The organism is Paenarthrobacter aurescens (assembly GCF_041549525.1).
GTDB lineage: Bacteria > Actinomycetota > Actinomycetes > Actinomycetales > Micrococcaceae > Arthrobacter > Arthrobacter aurescens.
This window is the reverse complement of the sequence record NZ_CP157456.1, coordinates 2,459,276-2,476,867: the sequence shown is the minus strand read 5'-3', so window position 1 is coordinate 2,476,867 and position 17,592 is coordinate 2,459,276. Positions and strand designations below refer to the sequence as shown.

General features: G+C 61.5%; 20 protein-coding genes and 1 riboswitch. Of the genes, 18 read left to right on the top strand and 2 right to left on the bottom strand.

Annotated elements, in window-relative coordinates; translation table 11 throughout:
• Positions 1-27: 27 nt before the first annotated feature.
• A complete protein-coding gene (locus ABI796_RS11500; protein ID WP_141285276.1) occupies positions 28-750 on the top strand; it encodes an alpha/beta fold hydrolase in 723 nt (240 codons plus the stop codon).
• Here ABI796_RS11500 and thiC read toward each other — a convergent pair.
• The gene (gene thiC, locus ABI796_RS11495; protein WP_281283988.1) at positions 733-2,592 is read right to left on the bottom strand and encodes a phosphomethylpyrimidine synthase ThiC; all 1,860 of its coding nucleotides are present in this window, start codon (positions 2,590-2,592) and stop codon (positions 733-735) included. The genes ABI796_RS11500 and thiC overlap by 18 nt on opposite strands.
• Positions 2,588-2,695, bottom strand: a riboswitch (TPP riboswitch). (Overlaps the previous gene by 5 nt.)
• Before the next feature lie 82 nt (positions 2,696-2,777).
• Here thiC and ABI796_RS11490 point away from each other — a divergent pair.
• The 17 genes from ABI796_RS11490 (at position 2,778) to ABI796_RS11410 (ending at position 16,176) form a co-directional block, all read left to right on the top strand.
• Positions 2,778-3,860, top strand: a complete 1,083-nt coding sequence (locus ABI796_RS11490; RefSeq protein ID WP_141285278.1) for an amidohydrolase family protein — start codon at positions 2,778-2,780, stop codon at positions 3,858-3,860.
• Positions 3,861-3,938: 78 nt separating this feature from the next.
• Entirely contained in the window at positions 3,939-4,811 is an 873-nt protein-coding gene (locus tag ABI796_RS11485; protein WP_141285279.1) for a VOC family protein, read from the top strand.
• Between the two features lie 122 nt (positions 4,812-4,933).
• Positions 4,934-5,371, top strand: a complete 438-nt coding sequence (locus ABI796_RS11480) for a hypothetical protein (protein WP_246095862.1) — start codon at positions 4,934-4,936, stop codon at positions 5,369-5,371.
• 235 nt (positions 5,372-5,606) lie between these two features.
• Positions 5,607-6,026 carry a 30S ribosomal protein S16 gene (gene rpsP / locus ABI796_RS11475; RefSeq protein ID WP_017199647.1) on the top strand — a complete coding sequence of 140 codons (420 nt, stop codon included), beginning with the start codon at positions 5,607-5,609 and terminating at the stop codon, positions 6,024-6,026.
• 1 nt (position 6,027) lies between these two features.
• Positions 6,028-6,270: an RNA-binding protein gene (locus ABI796_RS11470; RefSeq protein WP_011775119.1), complete on the top strand. Its 243-nt coding sequence runs from the start codon at positions 6,028-6,030 to the stop codon at positions 6,268-6,270.
• 129 nt (positions 6,271-6,399) lie between these two features.
• Positions 6,400-6,954 carry a ribosome maturation factor RimM gene (gene rimM / locus ABI796_RS11465; protein ID WP_141285283.1) on the top strand — a complete coding sequence of 185 codons (555 nt, stop codon included), beginning with the start codon at positions 6,400-6,402 and terminating at the stop codon, positions 6,952-6,954.
• Entirely contained in the window at positions 6,955-7,755 is an 801-nt protein-coding gene (trmD, locus tag ABI796_RS11460) for a tRNA (guanosine(37)-N1)-methyltransferase TrmD (RefSeq protein ID WP_141285285.1), read from the top strand. It begins immediately after the preceding gene.
• Between the two features lie 267 nt (positions 7,756-8,022).
• The gene (gene rplS, locus ABI796_RS11455) at positions 8,023-8,376 is read left to right on the top strand and encodes a 50S ribosomal protein L19 (RefSeq protein ID WP_141285287.1); all 354 of its coding nucleotides are present in this window, start codon (positions 8,023-8,025) and stop codon (positions 8,374-8,376) included.
• Between the two features lie 80 nt (positions 8,377-8,456).
• Positions 8,457-9,134, top strand: coding sequence for a signal peptidase I (gene lepB / locus ABI796_RS11450; protein ID WP_141285289.1), 678 nt, complete (start codon positions 8,457-8,459; stop codon positions 9,132-9,134).
• A complete protein-coding gene (lepB, locus tag ABI796_RS11445) occupies positions 9,135-9,962 on the top strand; it encodes a signal peptidase I (protein ID WP_141285291.1) in 828 nt (275 codons plus the stop codon). It abuts the gene before it with no gap.
• 32 nt (positions 9,963-9,994) lie between these two features.
• Positions 9,995-10,780 carry a ribonuclease HII gene (locus ABI796_RS11440; protein WP_141285293.1) on the top strand — a complete coding sequence of 262 codons (786 nt, stop codon included), beginning with the start codon at positions 9,995-9,997 and terminating at the stop codon, positions 10,778-10,780.
• Between the two features lie 57 nt (positions 10,781-10,837).
• Positions 10,838-11,182, top strand: a complete 345-nt coding sequence (locus ABI796_RS11435) for a DUF2469 domain-containing protein (protein ID WP_018776202.1) — start codon at positions 10,838-10,840, stop codon at positions 11,180-11,182.
• Between the two features lie 116 nt (positions 11,183-11,298).
• On the top strand, positions 11,299-11,664 hold the full coding sequence (locus ABI796_RS11430) for a YraN family protein (RefSeq protein ID WP_141285295.1): 366 nt from the start codon (positions 11,299-11,301) through the stop codon (positions 11,662-11,664).
• Entirely contained in the window at positions 11,664-13,205 is a 1,542-nt protein-coding gene (locus ABI796_RS11425) for a YifB family Mg chelatase-like AAA ATPase (protein WP_141285297.1), read from the top strand. Before ABI796_RS11430 ends, ABI796_RS11425 begins: the two co-directional genes overlap by 1 nt.
• On the top strand, positions 13,202-14,434 hold the full coding sequence (gene dprA, locus ABI796_RS11420) for a DNA-processing protein DprA (protein WP_141285299.1): 1,233 nt from the start codon (positions 13,202-13,204) through the stop codon (positions 14,432-14,434). Before ABI796_RS11425 ends, dprA begins: the two co-directional genes overlap by 4 nt.
• 61 nt (positions 14,435-14,495) lie before the next feature.
• Positions 14,496-15,422, top strand: a complete 927-nt coding sequence (locus ABI796_RS11415) for a tyrosine recombinase XerC (RefSeq protein ID WP_141285301.1) — start codon at positions 14,496-14,498, stop codon at positions 15,420-15,422.
• A gap of 250 nt (positions 15,423-15,672) precedes the next feature.
• Positions 15,673-16,176, top strand: coding sequence for a DUF3145 domain-containing protein (locus ABI796_RS11410; protein WP_018776197.1), 504 nt, complete (start codon positions 15,673-15,675; stop codon positions 16,174-16,176).
• Positions 16,177-16,283: 107 nt separating this feature from the next.
• On the opposite strand, the gene ABI796_RS11405 is transcribed toward ABI796_RS11410, so the two are convergent.
• On the bottom strand, positions 16,284-17,519 hold the full coding sequence (locus ABI796_RS11405; RefSeq protein WP_141285303.1) for a beta-ketoacyl synthase: 1,236 nt from the start codon (positions 17,517-17,519) through the stop codon (positions 16,284-16,286).
• Between the last annotated feature and the right edge of the window lie 73 nt (positions 17,520-17,592).

The window sequence follows — 17,592 nt, the reverse complement described above, 5'->3', positions numbered from 1 at the left end:
GTCAGAGCCGTGGAATAGGCTGAATCAATGCATAAGCAGCGCGTAGTTTTCGTCCACGGCCTGGGCAGTTTCGGTGCTGCGGCCTGGCCGAAGCAGCATGGCATGGCCCTTGCTTATGACGCCCTCTTCCTTCGGCGGCACGGCTTTGACGCCGTCGCCGAACCAACGGAATCCAATGTGGCGGCGGACGTTGCCATAGTGATCAATGCCTTGGCCGACTCCGGTGGAGGTCACGTCGTTGCCCATGAACAAGGTGCAATTTCGGCCATGCTGGCTGCCATCGAACGCCCCGAGCTGGTGCATTCGCTCACGTTGGTGGAGCCCGCCTGTTTGTCCCTGACGGCTGAGCTCCCGGCCACGGCTTCCCACCGGGCCCTCATGGAACCGTTGTTCGACGCCCGCACGCAACTCAACGACGCCGATTACCAGCGTGAATATTTCCGCCGGGCGTTCTCTGCTGAAACGGGTGGGCTGGACACCGCCGAAGCCCGGCGTTCCGCCCGTAGGCTCCGGCTCCAGGCACCGCCATGGGAGGCGCCGCTCCAGATTGTTCCAGGGGTCCCCACCCTGGTCCTCACCGGCGGGTGGGAACCCCTCTACGAGGAAATTGCGGGCTACCTCCAGGAAACCGGTGCCCTCCGCCGCGTGGCAGCGGGCGGACACCGGCCCCAGGATTCCGTTGACGGCGATCAAGCTATTCGTTCGTTCATCGCCGATGTTGGCCGGGCGATGTCAGTTCAGGCCTCCTGAACTGCTGCCCTGGTTTGCGGGGACCTGAAGCTCGGGCAGGTACACCTTTCCCCCTGAGGCCAGGAACTCCTGGCTCTTCTCGCGCATCCCGTTATACATTCCTGCGATTGCAGCCTGGGAGTCTGCCGAACCGTATTCGTCGCGGATGTCCTGGCTGATGCGCATCGAACAGAACTTAGGTCCGCACATGGAGCAGAAATGGGCGGTTTTTGCGGGTTCTGCCGGCAGTGTCTCGTCGTGGAACGCTTCTGCGGTGACAGGGTCCAGGGACAAAGCGAACTGGTCCCTCCAGCGGAACTCGAACCGCGCCTTGGACAGCGCATCATCACGTTCGTGAGCTCCCGGGTGCCCCTTGGCGAGGTCAGCCGCGTGCGCCGCGATTTTGTACGTGATGACGCCAGTCTTGACGTCGTCCTTGTTGGGGAGACCCAAGTGCTCCTTAGGGGTCACGTAACAGAGCATCGCCGTACCGTAGCGTGCAATCTCCGTAGCACCGATGGCCGAGGTGATGTGGTCATAGCCAGGCGCGACGTCAGTAACCAGCGGACCCAAGGTGTAGAACGGCGCACCCTTGCACAGTTCCTGCTGGCGCTCAACATTCTCCCGCACAAGATGGAACGGAATGTGGCCGGGGCCTTCCACCATGACCTGGACGTCGAATTCCCACGCCCGCTGTGTCAACTCCGCGAGCGTATCCAACTCGGCAAACTGCGCGGCGTCGTTGGCGTCCGCAACGGAACCAGGACGCAGCCCGTCGCCCAAGGAGAACGCGACATCGTACTGGGCAAAGATTTCGCACAGCTCGTCAAAGTGTGTGTAGAGGAAGTTCTCCTGGTGGTGAGCAAGGCACCAACCGGCCATGATGGAACCGCCGCGGGATACGATTCCCGTGACCCTGTTGGCGGTCAACGGCACGTACCTGAGCAGAACGCCTGCATGGATGGTCATGTAGTCCACGCCCTGCTCGCATTGTTCGATCACGGTATCGCGGAAGATCTCCCACGTCAGCTGGTTGGCTTCGCCGTTCACCTTCTCCAGCGCCTGGTATATGGGGACTGTTCCGATGGGAACGGGCGAGTTGCGGATGATCCACTCACGCGTGGTGTGGATGTCATCTCCCGTGGAGAGATCCATCACTGTGTCAGCACCCCACTGCGCCGCCCACTGCAGTTTGTCCACTTCTTCGGCTATTGAACTGGTGACTGCCGAGTTGCCGATGTTCGCGTTGATCTTGACCAGGAATGCCTTGCCGATGATCATCGGCTCTGATTCGGGGTGGTTGATGTTGTTCGGGATAATCGCCCTTCCCGCGGCGACTTCGCTGCGGACAAGTTCAACATCGCAGCCCTCCCTCAATGCCACGAACTGCATCTCCGGTGTCACGATGCCTTGTTTCGCGTAGTGCATTTGCGTGACGGTCTTACCGTCGACGGCGCGGCGCGGCACCGGCTGCGCGCCTTTCCACTCCGCTGAAGCTGCTCCTCGCCGAACTGCGGATTTACCGTCATCGAGCAGGTTCCGTTCGCGCCCCGAATACGCCTCAGTGTCTGCACGGGCTTCAATCCATGGGGTACGGAACGGCTCCAGACCCACCACGGGATCGCTGCCCGGGCCGGCTGTCCGGTAAACCTGTAGAGGCGGGTTGGCTAGACCATTGGGAGAAGACTCCAACGCGATCTCCGTAACGGGAACCCGAATGCCATGCTCGGGATCTTCCAACCAGGCCAGCGAGTGGGACTTCAACGACTGCGTGACGGCCTGATTTTGGCCCGCGTTCTTCCCGTTTTGGGCCGCGTTCGTCCCGTTTTGGGCAGGGCTGTGCTGTGTTTCTGTGGTGCTCAAGGGAATACTCACTTCCTTCGCCGGCATTACCCGGACAGGTTCAACGGTCGCAGACTGCATCAGTCCGATCTCAGCCCCTGCAGGGGCCCCCGTGTGGTCGTAGACGAAGCTACCACAGCTCTGAACAGCGGCCCAGTCACATGCCGGCAGCGGGCTGTGTCGCGCTGCCCCGCTACGCTTTTACCATGGCCGACATCATCGAATTCATTGGACCTGTGCTCGTCTCGGCGACCGAGGAGCGCCAGGGGATGTGGTCCGTGGATGGAGTTCTGACCTTCCAGCGCCCCACGGTCATGCCGGACGTTGTGTTGGAGGGGTGGGTTCTGCCTGGTTTGGTGGATGCTCACTGCCACATCGGACTAGGGGCAGGCGGAGCGGTTGATGAGCAAACCACCCTGGCTCAGGCCCAAGCGGACCGCGACGCCGGAACGCTGCTGATCCGCGATTGCGGATCGCCCAGCGACACGCGCTGGGTCCAACAGCGGTCTGATCTGCCCCGACTCATCCGTTCAGGCCGGCATATTGCCAGGAGCCGGCGCTACCTCCGCGGTCTGGGCCACGAGATTGAACCGGAGCAGCTGGTGGAGACCGTCCGAAAGGAAGCCCGGGACGGTGATGGCTGGGTAAAACTGGTGGGCGACTGGATAGATCGTGGCGTCGGAGACCTCGCCGCATCGTTTCCGGCAAAGACCGTGAGGGACGCCATCGCGGCCGCGCATGATGAAGGTGCCAGGGTTACGGCTCATTGCTTCGCCGAGGACACCATCGATCACATGCTCGATGCCAACATTGATTGTATTGAGCACGCCACCGGCCTCCTGCCCAGGCATCTGCCCCGTTTGGTGGAGCAGTCAGTCCCAATAGTTCCCACACTTGTCAACATCGCCACCTTCCCGGACATAGCCGCGCAGGCAGCGCCGAAGTTTCCGCAGTACGCGGATCACATGCTCCGGCTCTGGAATCGTCGTCATGAGCGCGTGGGGGAGGCGTTCGAGGCCGGGGTCACCATCTATGCGGGGACCGACGCGGGAAGCGTCATTAAACACGGCAGGATTGCGGACGAAATGATGGAACTGCACGACGCCGGCCTGCCGCCTGCCGCTGTCCTGGAGGCCGCCGCGTGGGGTGCCCGGGCATGGTTGGGAGCCGAGGGCATCAGCGAGGGCGCCCGGGCCGACGTCGTGTTGTGCAGTGACGACCCTCGACGCCGCCTGGCCACGGTCACTGACCTTAAACACATAGTCCTTGGAGGACATGTCGTCCGTTAGGAATAAATTGAAGCTTCAAGTAATTTATAAAGGTAGAAGGATGCCGATTCGCGGCCACCTCAGAACCGGGAGCTTCACATGACCATTTCAACCAGTCAGGATCTTCTGCCTGCCGAACTCACCATGGGCACCGTCATGCTCAAGGTTGGCGACATGAAGGTCATGAGCGACTACTACCAGCGCGCCCTGGGCCTGAAGGTGGTTGCCGAGCAGGATGGTGGGCTGTATCTGGGGCGAGTCGGCAAGCCGGTGGTTCACCTTGCTCCGGCGGCGGGACTGCAGATTCCAGGGCGGGGCGAGGCCGGCTTGTTTCACACGGCCATCCTGTTCGAGGACCAGCCTTCATTGGCCGCCACCATTGCCACTGCCGCAGAGTATGAACCCCGCGCTTTTGCGGGGAGCGCCGACCACCTGGTCAGTGAAGCCTTCTACTTCACAGACCCCGAAGGCAACGGCATTGAGCTCTACTATGACAAGCCGCGTGAGCTTTGGCAGTGGGACGGCAAAAACGTGGTGATGGACAATGTGGCATTGCCACCGCAGCGCTTTCTCCAGCAGCACCTGAGTGAAGCTGCCGTGACAGGGCAGCACGAAGCCGCCGCCGGGATCGGGCATGTCCACCTGCAAGTGGGTGATGTGGAGACTGCGCAGAAGTTCTACGTCCAAACGCTCGGCTTCGAGCGCACCGCAGGCTGGCACGGGCAGGCACTGTTCGTTTCCGCTGGCGGCTATCACCATCACATGGCCATGAACGTCTGGAACAGCCGTGGGGCAGGTCCGCGAAAAGACACTCTTGGCCTGGGCGAGGTGCTCATTGAGGTGCCGGGAAGTGACCACGTGGCAGCGCTGGCTGATCGTCTCAAGGTTGCCGGTGTGCCAAATCATCACACCGGAGCCGAGCTTCACTTTGAGGATCCTTGGCGGAACAAACTGCGGGTTGCCGTCCGCTAGGCCTTGTCCGCCGAATTGCCTGTGCGCCCGTTGTGCTGCACTAGGCTGGAGGGAGACGGCGCGGAACCACTCGGATTTTCGCGTCGCCGCCCCGTCAGCACGAAGGAATGAGAGTACTTTCCATGGGCTTTGCCGAAATTTTTGTAGCCACCCACGATGAAGCACTCAAGCGGGCCGCGGCCTTGGAGAAGGGTGCCGATGTCACCGGCCCGGCCGTGCGGATTGACGGCATCACCGACTTCGAGGTTGAGCAGTTGGGCGATCTGGCCGGCCAGGCAGTCCATGCCGCAGGCGCTGACTACGAACTTGCCTTGGTGGATGTCACCAGCGATGCACTCCTTGGGGTCCCGGAAGCCATGGTGCGGGCTCTTGCCGAGCTTCTGACCTACGAAAGCGAAGGTGACGCCAACGTTCTGGACGACGTCGCCGCCGCCTGGGCTGCGCAGGATGATATGCCTTTCAACGCTGCGCAATCGCGCCAATACGTCCAGCAGCTCGCTGCCCTTGCAACGGACGTTGAGAAGGCTGACCGTGCAGGGCTCTATGTCTGGTCCAACTAAGGCGCAGAGTACTGCAGAGACGCAGCAGTAACCGGGGGAGTGGGGAAGAACACGCCGCCCCACGCAGCCGAAGTCGTATTTACTCCGGGCATCTGGCACAATAGACAGGTACTCGATCGGTGCGGCCCCTCTCTCCGTGCTCGTGTCTTGTCCTTAGAACCGTCAAGTATGGCCCGCCCCACGGGTGCAGAACGTCGGGTTCAACCTCGTTTCAGAAACAGGAGTGACCACAAAAGTGGCCGTAAAGATTCGCCTTAAGCGCTTCGGTAAGATGCGCGCACCGTACTACCGCATCGTCGTCATGGATGCCCGCGCCAAGCGCGATGGCCGTGCCATTGAAGAGATCGGCAAGTACCACCCCACCGAAGAGCCGTCGTACATCGAGGTCGCTTCCGAGCGCGCCCAGTACTGGCTTTCAGTTGGTGCCCAGCCCACCGAGCAGGTTGCCGCGATCCTCAAGATCACCGGTGACTGGCAGAAGTTCAAGGGCCTGCCGGGCCAGGAAGGCACCCTGAAGACCAAAGCTCCGAAGGAAGCCTTCGTAGCCCCGGAGAAGGGTTCCGTTATCATCCCGGAAGCCATCACCAAGAAGGCCAAGAAGGACGAAGCCGAAGCTCCGGCCGAGGCTGAAGCAGAGACCACCGAGGCTGAGTAAGTTGCTGGCAGAAGCGCTCGAGCACTTGGTCCGTGGGATCGTTGACAGCCCTGAGGATGTCAAGGTCAGTGCCAAGAACAATCGCCGCGGGGAATCCCTCGAGGTGCGTGTTCACCAGGAGGACCTCGGACGGGTGATCGGCCGTCAGGGACGCACCGCACGCGCATTGCGCACAGTGGTTGCAGCTTTGGCTGGTGGCGAGCAGGTCAGGGTCGACGTCGTCGACACCGACCGTCGCCGGTAACGCGCTCAGCACTACTTGTCTTAGATCCGGCCCCTTCACCGAATATGGTGGAGGGGCCGGATTGCTTTATCCCCCATTTCATCACCGTGGCTGCCCGGCGGCGCGGTACATAAGAATTCAGAGGAATCCATGCAGCTCCAGGTGGCCCGGATCGGCAAACCGCACGGTATTCGCGGCGAGGTAACGGTGCAGGTACTCACCGACGCGCCTTCCGAGCGATTCGTCGCTGGAACCGAGTTTGTGGTGGAGCCGGCTTCGGCCGGCCCGCTGACCATCCGCAGTGCCCGGTGGAACAAGGACATCCTCCTGCTGGGCTTCGAGGAAATCGCGGACCGTAACGCCGCCGAGGTCATCCGGGGGGCGAAGCTCTTCATCGAAACCGAGGAACTCGACGACGAAGACGACGACGAAGGCTGGTACGAGCACGAGCTGGTGGGCCTGGAGGCCCGGGTTGGTTCGCAGGTAGTGGGCACAGTGGCCGCGCTCACAACCTTGCCCGTCCAGGACCTCCTGACAGTCAAGGCTCCCGACGGCAAGGAAATCCTCGTTCCCTTCGTTGAAGAAATCGTTCCGGAGGTCAACGTCGAGGATGGCTACATCCTTATCACTCCGCCGTCGGGCCTCTTCGAGATCAACGACGAGAACCCCAAGGAGCCCAAGGATGGTGCCGGGGATGATGCCTGAATGAGGATCGATGTTGTCAGTATCTTTCCTGAGTACCTCGCTCCGCTGGAGCTATCACTCATAGGCAAGGCCCGCCAGGACGGATTGCTGGAGCTGAACGTCCACGATCTGCGCTCCTTCACCACGGACAGGCACCGGACGGTTGATGACACGCCCTATGGTGGCGGTGCCGGAATGGTCATGAAACCCGAGCCGTGGGCTCAGGCGCTGGAATCAGTTGCCGGAGCAGGCATGGACTCCAAGCCGGTGCTGATTGTGCCGTCGCCGGCAGGGGAAAAATTCAATCAGGCCTTGGCTTATGAGCTGGCCGAAGAACAACAACTCGTTTTCGCGTGCGGCCGCTACGAAGGCATTGACGAACGCGTGATCGATTGGGCTCAGGATCATTTCACGGTCCGGCCCGTCAGCCTTGGTGATTACGTTCTCAACGGCGGCGAGGTTGCGGTGCTGGCCATGGTCGAAGCGATCGGGCGCCTCCTTCCAGGTGTGGTGGGCAACCCGGAGTCCCTGGTTGAAGAGTCCCACTCGGATGGTCTCCTGGAATATCCCGTGTACACCAAGCCTTCAGCGTGGCGTGATCATGACGTCCCGCCCGTCCTTCTGAGCGGTAACCACGGAAAAATCGCACAATGGCGGCGCCACGAGCAGTTCCGTCGGACAGCTGAGCGCAGGCCGGATCTGATGGAAGGCCTCGACGCCGGCGTCTTGAGTCGTGCGGACCGTCAGGCCCTCGCGGACCTGGGCTACGACGTCGTTGATGGCCGCCTGCGGGCCAAGCGTGACGGCAAGGACAACAACTAAGTCCGCTTCCCGCCGTCGTAAAGTGGGCAAAGTCCGGGCAGTTGGCCGGATGGTGGCGACTATGGCAGAATTAACCCTTGTGTCTGCTGGGCTGACACCTGCCACAGGGGGAGATCAGCCAACAGTCGGACAACCCGGCAATGCCAATCAGTGGCAGAGCCGGACACTAAGAAACTTCGGCGGAGATTTCCGGTAGGCCTTTGTGCCCCGGGCTTGTCTGCCGTAACCCAAAGTGAATGACCTGTGGCGTTCACCAGGAGTGGATTAATGCATATCCTCGATGTCGTAGATGCAGCTTCGCTGCGTAATGATGTTCCCGAGTTCCGCGCGGGCGATACCCTCAAGGTTCACGTCAACATCATCGAAGGCAAGAACTCCCGTGTCCAGGTATTCCAGGGCTTCGTCCTGGGCCGCCAGGGTGACGGCGTTCGCGAAACCTTCACCGTCCGTAAGGTCTCCTTCGGTGTCGGCGTAGAGCGTACCTTCCCGGTACACTCCCCGATCATCGACAAGATCGAGGTCGTCACCAAGGGTGACGTCCGCCGCGCCAAGCTTTACTACATGCGTGCACTGCGCGGTAAGGCTGCGAAGATCAAGGAAAAGCGCGACTTCGCCAAGTAGGTCTTTCGACTTACGTAACGGGTCCAGGATTCGTGCCCGGTTGTTCCGGAGCAATCCGCAACGCAACAGGGATACGAGTCATGGACACATCAGAACGCCAGCCCCGGAAACAGGGCTGGCGTTTTGTTTTACTCGCCCTGGTGCTGGCCGTGGCCATCAGCGGCCTGGTCCGTTCCTTGTGGCTTGACGTCTATTACATTCCTTCCGAGTCCATGGAACCCCTCCTTGAAGAAGGAGACCGGATACTGGTCTCGCGCGTGGCGTTCAACTCCGAGCCGATACGCCGCGGGGATGTTGTGGTCTTCGACGGCCGCGGTTCCTTCGCTCCTCTGAGCAGTGGGCAGGGGCCCTTCGTCGATGCAGTGTCAGCGGCGAGCCAGTGGTTCGGGCTTACCGGCAGCGACACCACCTACGTCAAGCGGGTCATCGGGGTGGCGGGAGACCACATCCAGTGCTGTGATGCCGCAGGAAACCTCACGGTCAACGGTCAGGTTCTTGAGGAACCCTATCTGTATCCGGGGGATGAACCGAGCAAGCAGAAATTCGACGTCGTAGTCCCTCAGGGCCGCCTTTGGCTCATGGGGGACCACCGTTCGCGTTCTGCTGATTCGCGGGGCCTTTTGGGTGCCCCGGGCGGTGGCATGGTTCCCGTTGATCGCGTTATAGGCCAACCGGTCCGGATTGTCTGGCCACTTGATAGATTTGCAGAGATGCCTCGCTCAGCGCAGGCCGAAACACCACCGAAGAACGGACAGTAAATGCCGGACAAAGCTCCAGAGAACCCCGAGCGGTACGACGACGACGCCCGGCTCTCGGATGGAACGGCAAGTGCCGCCGGCGTGGCTGAACCTGGCCCGAATGAGGGCTCACCGTCCGAAGGCGGTTCACATGCAGCCGAAAAGCCCCGTAAGAACCCGGTCCTCGTCTGGGTCAAGGAGATCGTCACGGTAGTGGCGATTGCTCTGGTGCTGTCCTTCCTGCTCAAGACTTTCCTGTTCAGGGCGTTCTACATCCCCTCCGAGTCCATGGAAAGCACGCTGGACGTCAACGATCGCATCTTCATCAACCTCCTGGTACCGGGGCCATTCGACCTCGCACGCGGGGACGTTGTGGTCTTCAAGGATGCCCAAGCCTGGTTGCCCCCGGTGGCGGCGAAGCCGGCCGGACCTATGGACTGGGTGGGCGATGGCCTGGAGTTCGTTGGCCTGGCTCCTGATAACAATGATCAGCACCTGGTCAAGCGCGTCATAGGCCTTCCGGGGGACAGGGTCTCCTGTTGCGACGCTGAGGGTCGGCTGTCCATTAACGGGGTGCCAGTGAATGAAACCTACATCAACCCGGCCGAGGTGCCGCAGCCGAAGACCTTCGATATTGTTGTTCCGGAAGGAAAAGTGTGGGTGATGGGCGACAACCGCAACCACTCCGAAGACTCCCGGATGCACCAGGAAGTCAACGGGGGTTTCATCAACATTGAAGATGTTGAAGGCAAAGCCACCGTCATTGCCTGGCCGATCAACCGCTGGACCATCCTGGATAACTACCAGGATGTTTTCCGCGATGTCCCTGACGGTACCCCGGCCAACTAGAGCACTGGCAGACTGAGCATAGGGCAAAATACATGGCATCTACGGCTACCGGTTCCAAGGGCAAGGTCCCTGCCAGGACTTCGGCGAGGTCAAAAGCTGGATCCACTGCAAAGGCCAAGAGCCCGGTGGGTGTCCCTACCCTTGAGATAGAACGATCCTTCTTGTCCTCCGGGGTGCGCTTCCTTGCCGGAGTGGATGAGGTGGGGCGGGGCGCCCTTGCGGGGCCGGTCAGCGTTGGGATTGCTGTGGTGGACCTTGAAGAGCACGGTCTGCTGGCAGAGGTTAAGGACAGCAAGCTCCTCAAGCCCGAGGACCGGGACAGACTTGAACCTTTGGTTCGCGAGTGGGCTGTTGCCTCCGCGGTAGGGCACGCCTCTTCCCGGGAAATTGATGACATCGGCATCATCGCCGCCCTCCGTTTGGCTGGCACCCGTGCTTGGCTGGAGATCCTTGCCGGTGGCATCACACCGGACGTTGTACTGCTGGATGGCAGCCACAATTGGTTGTCACCTGATGTTCAGGCCTCACTCTTCGACTCCCCGGACCTTGGTCCGTGGTGTGAGGCTCCTGTGCATACCAGGATCAAGGCGGATATGAGTTGCCTGAGTGTTGCTGCTGCCAGTGTTCTGGCCAAAGTTGCCCGGGACCGGATCATGGTGGACCTGCATTCTGAAGTTCCCTCTTACGGGTGGAACGTCAACAAGGGGTACGCTACCGCTGCACACCGGGATGTGATCCGGTTGCAAGGACCCAGCGTCCATCACCGGACCAGCTGGAACCTCACAGGCCCTGAAGAAGTTGGCATAATTCCTTCCTGACCCACGCTGTCACCCCATGTGGCGCGGGCGGCCCGGCTGATAGTGCAAGATGGAACTATGAGCGCTGAGGACCTTGAGAACTATGAAACCGACATGGAGCTTCAGCTCTACCGCGAGTACCGGGATGTTGTCGGTCTGTTCAGCTACGTAGTTGAAACCGAGCGGCGTTTCTACTTGGCCAATCATGTGGACCTGCAAGCCCGCAGCGCGGACGGCGAAGTCTACTTTGACCTCACCTTGCAGGATGCGTGGGTCTGGGACGTCTATCGCTCCGCCCGCTTCGTCAAGAATGTACGGGTCATCACGTTCAAGGACGTCAACGTCGAAGAACTGCCGCGTAGCGAGGACCTGGCTTTGCCGAAGGACGGCGGACTTGGGGACTTGGGAGATCTGGGCAACTAACGCCTGCCTTTCCCGCTTCAGTATTCCTCCACACCGGTGACTTTTTCGGTTTTACCCACATAGCGCAGTGACCCCCTGCCGCCTCACCCCGCCAGCCTGAAAGCTGGTGTTTGGAGGTGGTGGTCATGAGAGCAAAAGACCTGCTTGGCCGTAACGGCGAAGCACTGGCGGCTGATTTCCTGGAGAACCAGGGAATGAGGATCGTGGATCGCAATTGGCGGTGCCGTGACGGTGAGATCGACATCGTTGCGATCGAGGGCAACACGCTTGTTGTTGCCGAAGTGAAGACCCGGAAGAGCCTGGATTACGGTCATCCTTTTGAGGCCGTGGGCGCAACCAAGCTCGCCCGTCTATATCGGCTCTCTTCCTTGTGGTGCAGGGAACATGATCTGAAGGCGCTGCGACGACGGATTGATGTTGTGTCCGTAATTGACAGCGGCTTCGGTGAGCCGTTTCTGGAGCATTTGCGCGGTGTTCTCTGATGGGGGTCGGCCGCAGCTACTGCGTCGCCCTGGTGGGGCTCAACGGGTACATCGTGGAGGTCGAAGCGGACATCGGTCAAACCCTTCCCAACTTCATCATCCTGGGATTGCCGGATGCAGCTTTGAACGAGGCCAAGGAGCGCATCCGCTCCGCCGCCCAAAACTCCGGAATTCCCCTGAGCAGGCGTAAGATCACGGCCAACCTGATTCCAGCATCACTTCCCAAACGAGGCTCCGGGTTTGATCTGGCCATCACTATGGCCGTGCTGCATGCGGCCGGAGACATCCGTGAAATCGGCGGAAGTGTATTCATTGCTGAGCTTGGGCTGGACGGAAGATTAAGGCCTGTACGCGGCATCCTTCCTGCCGTGATGGCGGCCGTTCAGGCCGGCTACCCGGACATTGTGGTGGCTGATGCCAACGTTACGGAAGCATCGCTGGTCCCGGGTGCGAAGGTCCGCGGCTACAAGACACTTGCCCGGCTCGCCTTCGATTTCGGCGCGGATCCCAAAGAGCTCGCTCTGGATTACAACCCCGTTGACGTCGATGTCTACAGCGATGATGCGGATATTGCGCCGCTGATGCCCGATCTCTGTGACGTGTCCGGGCAGGGCGAGGCCCGCCGTGCCTTGGAAGTGGCCGCCGCCGGAGGACACCACATGTTGTTGACGGGGCCACCGGGAGCCGGCAAAACGATGTTGGCAGAGCGTTTGCCGGGCCTGCTCCCGGACCTGGCCGGCACAGCGGCCATGGAGGTGACCGCCATTCACTCGTTGGCAGCTGTCCAGTCATCGGCGCTGACGCTCATCCGCAGGCCTCCCTTTGAGAATCCCCACCACAGTGCCACCTCTGCTGCCATCATCGGCGGAGGCTCGGGACTTCCCAGGCCCGGTGCCGCTTCGCGTGCACATCGTGGTGTCTTGTTCCTGGATGAGGCTCCCGAGTATGAACGCCGGGTATTGGATGCCCTGAGGCAACCGCTGGAAAGCGGAGAGCTGGTCATACACCGTTCAGCCGGCACTGCGGCATATCCGGCCCGGTTTCAGCTGGTGCTGGCCGCGAATCCCTGCCCGTGCGGGAAAGCGTCCGGGAAAGGCATGGACTGTACGTGCACTGCCATGATGCGCCGAAGGTACTTCGGTCGGATCTCCGGGCCGCTCCTGGACCGCGTGGATATTCAATTGCAGGTTGAGCGCGTGTCTTTGGCTGACTTTGGCCAGGCCGGCAAGGAAGAAGACACACTCACGGTAGCTGCGCGGGTGATGGCGGCCAGGGAGCGGCAACATGAGCGCCTAGCGGACATGGGCCTGGAGACCAATTCGCAGGTGCCCGGGCGTACCTTGCGGGGTGAGTTGCGGCTCGCTCCAGGGACTACCCGGATTCTGGACACTGCACTGGAGCGAGGCACCCTTACTGCGCGTGGCTACGATCGGGTCCTTCGGCTGGCATGGACGCTGGCAGACCTGGCGCACAGTGATACACCGGACATCGATCACATTGGCCAGGCTTTGGGTCTGCGCCAAGCCGCGGCTGCGACATGAGTACTAGAGACACGAAGGGATTCACAGCCATGGCTGGATTGGGGAAGCAGGATAAGGAACGAATTGCCAGAGCAGCACTGGCCCGGCTGATGGAGCCGCAGGACTCCGTGGGCTTGGCGTTGGTGCGGGCTTTGGGCGCCGTGGATGCTTTGGGCGTGGCAACTGGGGAGTTGGGAGCAGGGCCAAATCTGGAGCGTGAGATCTCTGCAGTGCTGGTTGACGGGGGAGGGGCATCGTCCTGGGCCGGGCTCCCTGCGAGCGTTCGTCGCTGGGCACCCCGCGTCAGGGACCTCGCACCTGACAGAGACCTGGAAACCATGACCAGGCTGGGAGGGCGATTGATCATCCCTGGTGATGCACTGTGGCCGGAGCAATTGGAAGCCCTTGGCCTGCAGGAGCCGCTGTGCTTGTGGTGGCGTGGACGGGAACAACCTCTGCCCGGTTCCGGACATTCGATCGCCCTTGTTGGGTCGAGGGACAGCACCAACTACGGCGCGTCCGTCACGGGCGACCTCGCATATGGCCTGGCGCAGCGAGGATTCACCGTGGTTTCCGGCGGAGCTTACGGCATTGACGCCCATGCCCACAGAGGAGCCCTGAGCGGTGGGGTTGCCAGCGTGCCCACTATCGCCGTCATGGCAGGAGGCGTGGATCGCTTCTACCCATCAGGCAACGAAGACCTCCTGCGGGCAGTAGCCACGCAAGGTGCTGTCATCTCCGAGGTTCCGCCAGGCTCCGCTCCCACCCGATACAGATTCCTGCAAAGAAACAGGATTATTGCGGCGTTGGCTTCAGTGACGGTGGTTGTAGAAGCCCGATGGCGATCCGGAGCACTCAACACCGCTCATCATGCTGAAAGCATTGGAAGAGTGGTTGCGGCGGTACCGGGTTCCATTCACAGCGCCAACTCGGCGGGCTGCCACAGGCTCCTTAGGGACGGCGGAGCTGTGTGCGTCACCGACGTCGGGGAGATTGCAGAACTTGCCGGCGGGATAGGTGAACGCCTCAGCGAGGACAGGGACACCGGCGCTGCCGTGCACGATGGACTGTCCCTGGAGGACCTGATTCTTCTCGACGCTTTGCCGCTTCGATCCGCAAGTTCAGTGGAGAAGCTGACGGTGGTGGCTGGGTTGAGTGCAGACGCTGTGCGTGCCGGCTTGGGCCGGTTGGGTCTGCTTGGTTTAGCCAGCTCCGAACGGGGTGCCTGGAAACGAAGCAAAACTTCCTAGCCCGGTAACGGAAGCATGTTGGTACACCGGGTTTGCGCCGGAGGCTGGCACAGTAGGAAGGGTGAACGGACAACCATTACCAGCACCGCTGCAAAGTGCTGTCGAGGGCTTTCGGCGTTACTTGGAAGGCGAACGGGCCAGGTCTGCTCACACAGTCCGTGCTTACCTGGCCGACGTCGAGAGTCTTCTCGGTTTCGCCGTGGCAGAGGGTGTCCAGGAGTTGGGGCAACTGCAGTTGGGCTCATTGCGGCGCTGGCTTGGAGCGCAAAGCGAGTCCGGCATGGCACGGGCCACACTGGCGCGCCGGGCCGCAACTGCCCGCTCCTTCACCGGTTGGGCGCTTCGGGAGGAACTCATCGGCACTGACCCGGCAGTCCGACTGCAGGCGCCCAAGCGGGACAAGTCCCTGCCGGGGGTCCTTCAGCAGCAGCAGATTGCCCGGATGGTGGACGATCTGAACACCGCCGCCGCTGACGGAGGGCCAATGGCATTGCGTAACAGGGCAATGGTGGAACTTCTATATGCCACCGGCATCCGCGTCGGTGAACTGGCCGGGCTGGACATCGATGACCTTGATCCTGATCGGCGTACGCTGCGGGTAGTGGGTAAAGGCAACAAGGAACGGACAGTCCCGTTCGGTGTTCCGGCTGCTGTGGCGGTTGATGACTGGCTGAGGCGAGGCAGGCCGGCGGTAGTAACAGCTGCAAGCGGGCCGGCGTTGTTCCTGGGGGTGCGTGGCAACCGGGTTGATCCGCGCCAAGTACGTGCTGTGGTCAACAAGCTGCTCCAGGCGTTGGGTGATACCTCGGCCACGGGGCCGCACGCGCTCCGGCACAGCGCGGCCACCCACTTGTTGGACGGGGGAGCGGACCTTCGCGCTGTGCAGGAAATTCTTGGGCACAGCAGCCTTGCTACTACGCAGATCTATACCCACGTCTCTGTGGACCGTCTCCGCAAGAGCTACCAGCAGGCGCACCCGAGGGCCTGAGGTGTGCCCCGGGCTGCCCACTGGCGGAAACGGGCAGCGTACGGCAAAATGAAAGCACCACGGGGAAACCTTCAATTTACGGTTGAGGGTTAAATCTGTGCCAGTATCGTCTGTAACGCTCACATTCATTGTGTGCACCTAAAACTACATAGCCTGTCAGGCCCCTTGAACTCCAAGGCATCCGGCAGCAACAGCAAACATCCAGGCAGAGGTCGTTGGGGAAGACGTACCTACAGCTATGGAGGATGGAATGTCTGTTGCAACAACCCGCGGTGTCTTGTTTGTGCACTCGGCCCCTACGGCACTTTGCCCGCACGTTGAGTGGGCCATTGGATCGGTCGTGGATAAGCGAACCGATCTTGAATGGACCCCGCAACCGGCCGCGCCGGGAATGTTCCGGGCAGAGCTCTCGTGGACCGGCGCTCCCGGTACGGGGGCCCAATTGGCGTCTGCTCTGAGGGGCTGGGCGCACTTGCGTTACGAGGTAACCGAAGAACCCAGCCAGGGCGTGGACGGGGCGCGTTGGTCCCACACCCCGGAGTTGGGTATTTTCCATGCCGTCACTGATGTGCACGGCAACATCATGGTGACCGAGGATCGCATCCGCTACGCCTATGAGTCCGGTGCCGGAGACCCTTCCGCTGTCTATCACGAGCTCTCGTTGGCTTTGGGCGAGGCCTGGGATGAAGAACTGGAGCCCTTCCGCCACGCAGCCGAAGGTGCTCCGGTGCGCTGGTTGCACCAGGTGGGCTAGCAGCAAGCCACTGACACTGACTCAAAAAGCGTCTCCCATAGCAATGAGAAGGGCCCCACCAGGAGGTGGGGCCCTTCTCATGTCCCGTTGGGACGGAAATGGGAAACTCAGACGTTCCGTACTGCGATGACGGCGTTGTGGCCGCCGAAGCCGAAGGAGTTACTCAAAGCCACGATGTCTCCTGCGGGGAGATCGCGAACGGAAGTCACGACGTCGAGGGGGATCTCCGGATCCTGGTTTTCGAGGTTAATGGTGACCGGCGCTTTGCGTTCGTAGACGGCCAGCACGGTCAGTACGGCTTCAACAGCACCTGAAGCACCCAGGAGGTGGCCCATCTGCGACTTGGTGGCGGAGACCGCCACGTTGTCCACGTGCGTCCCCAGGGCGGCGCGCAGGGCCGTGTACTCGGGCTTGTCACCCACGGGAGTGGAGGTGGCGTGTGCGTTGACGTGAACGACGTCCTCAGCCTGGATCCGGCCATCGAACATGGCTGCCTTGAGCGCACGGGTGGCACCCAGGCCCTCGGGGTCCGGTGCTGTGATGTGATAGGCATCGGCAGTCACCGAGGTACCGGCGAGTTCGGCGTAAATGCGCGCCCCACGGGCAATGGCGTGTTCCTCGGCCTCAAGGACCAAAGCACCGGCGCCTTCGCCCATGACAAAGCCATCACGGTCACGGTCGTACGGGCGGGAAGCACGTTCGGGTTCGTCGTTGCGGCGGGACAAGGCCTGCATGGAGGAGAATGCGGCCAGAGGCATAGGGTGAATGGCGGCTTCAGCTCCACCGCACACCACGACGTCGGCCTTGCCGGAACGGATCAGGTCCAGGCCCAAGTGGAGGGCTTCGGTGCCTGACGCGCAGGCCGAAACGGGAGTGTGTGCTCCGGCGCGGGCTCCAAGGTCCAGGCTGACCGCTGCTGCCACACCGTTGGGCATAAGCATGGGCACAGTCATGGGCAGAACCCTGCGGGGTCCCTTATCCCTGAGCGTGTCCCACGCATCAAGGAGAGTCCAGACGCCACCGATGCCGGTGGCAAACGCCACGGCGAGCCGGTCGTGGTCAATCTCTTCAATCCCCGAGTCAGACCATGCCTCGCGGGCTGCGATGACACCAAACTGCGTGGAGGGGTCCATGCGCTTAGCCTCAACGCGGCTCAGGACCTCCAGTGCCGGCGTCGAGGCCCGGGCAGCAAAGTGGACGGGGAGGTCGTACTTGGCCACCCACTCGTCGCCCAGCGTGCGGGCGCCGGAGACCCCTTTCAGCGCGTTCTGCCACATTGTGGGTACGTCGCCGCCGATGGGAGTGGTGGCCCCCAGACCGGTTATGACTACTTTGCGTGCCATGCGATCACTCTCTGTCGGATAGCCGTCCCGCATGCGCGGTACACAGGGGGAGGCAAGAAAATCTATGGGTGTT

Excerpts from the sequence above, each read along its gene's own strand:
- lepB (WP_141285291.1), top strand. The coding sequence starts at position 9,135 with ATGCCGGACAAAGCTCCAGAGAACCCCGAGCGGTACGACGACGACGCC.
- ABI796_RS11490 (WP_141285278.1), top strand. The coding sequence starts at position 2,778 with ATGGCCGACATCATCGAATTCATTGGACCTGTGCTCGTCTCGGCGACC.
- ABI796_RS11435 (WP_018776202.1), top strand. The coding sequence starts at position 10,838 with ATGAGCGCTGAGGACCTTGAGAACTATGAAACCGACATGGAGCTTCAG.
- ABI796_RS11440 (WP_141285293.1), top strand. The coding sequence starts at position 9,995 with ATGGCATCTACGGCTACCGGTTCCAAGGGCAAGGTCCCTGCCAGGACT.
- rimM (WP_141285283.1), top strand. The coding sequence starts at position 6,400 with ATGCAGCTCCAGGTGGCCCGGATCGGCAAACCGCACGGTATTCGCGGC.
- ABI796_RS11485 (WP_141285279.1), top strand. The coding sequence starts at position 3,939 with ATGACCATTTCAACCAGTCAGGATCTTCTGCCTGCCGAACTCACCATG.
- ABI796_RS11410 (WP_018776197.1), top strand. The coding sequence starts at position 15,673 with ATGTCTGTTGCAACAACCCGCGGTGTCTTGTTTGTGCACTCGGCCCCT.
- lepB (WP_141285289.1), top strand. The coding sequence starts at position 8,457 with ATGGACACATCAGAACGCCAGCCCCGGAAACAGGGCTGGCGTTTTGTT.
- ABI796_RS11405 (WP_141285303.1), bottom strand. The coding sequence starts at position 17,519 with ATGGCACGCAAAGTAGTCATAACCGGTCTGGGGGCCACCACTCCCATC.
- dprA (WP_141285299.1), top strand. The coding sequence starts at position 13,202 with ATGAGTACTAGAGACACGAAGGGATTCACAGCCATGGCTGGATTGGGG.
- ABI796_RS11425 (WP_141285297.1), top strand. The coding sequence starts at position 11,664 with ATGGGGGTCGGCCGCAGCTACTGCGTCGCCCTGGTGGGGCTCAACGGG.
- trmD (WP_141285285.1), top strand. The coding sequence starts at position 6,955 with ATGAGGATCGATGTTGTCAGTATCTTTCCTGAGTACCTCGCTCCGCTG.
- rplS (WP_141285287.1), top strand. The coding sequence starts at position 8,023 with ATGCATATCCTCGATGTCGTAGATGCAGCTTCGCTGCGTAATGATGTT.
- ABI796_RS11500 (WP_141285276.1), top strand. The coding sequence starts at position 28 with ATGCATAAGCAGCGCGTAGTTTTCGTCCACGGCCTGGGCAGTTTCGGT.
- ABI796_RS11480 (WP_246095862.1), top strand. The coding sequence starts at position 4,934 with ATGGGCTTTGCCGAAATTTTTGTAGCCACCCACGATGAAGCACTCAAG.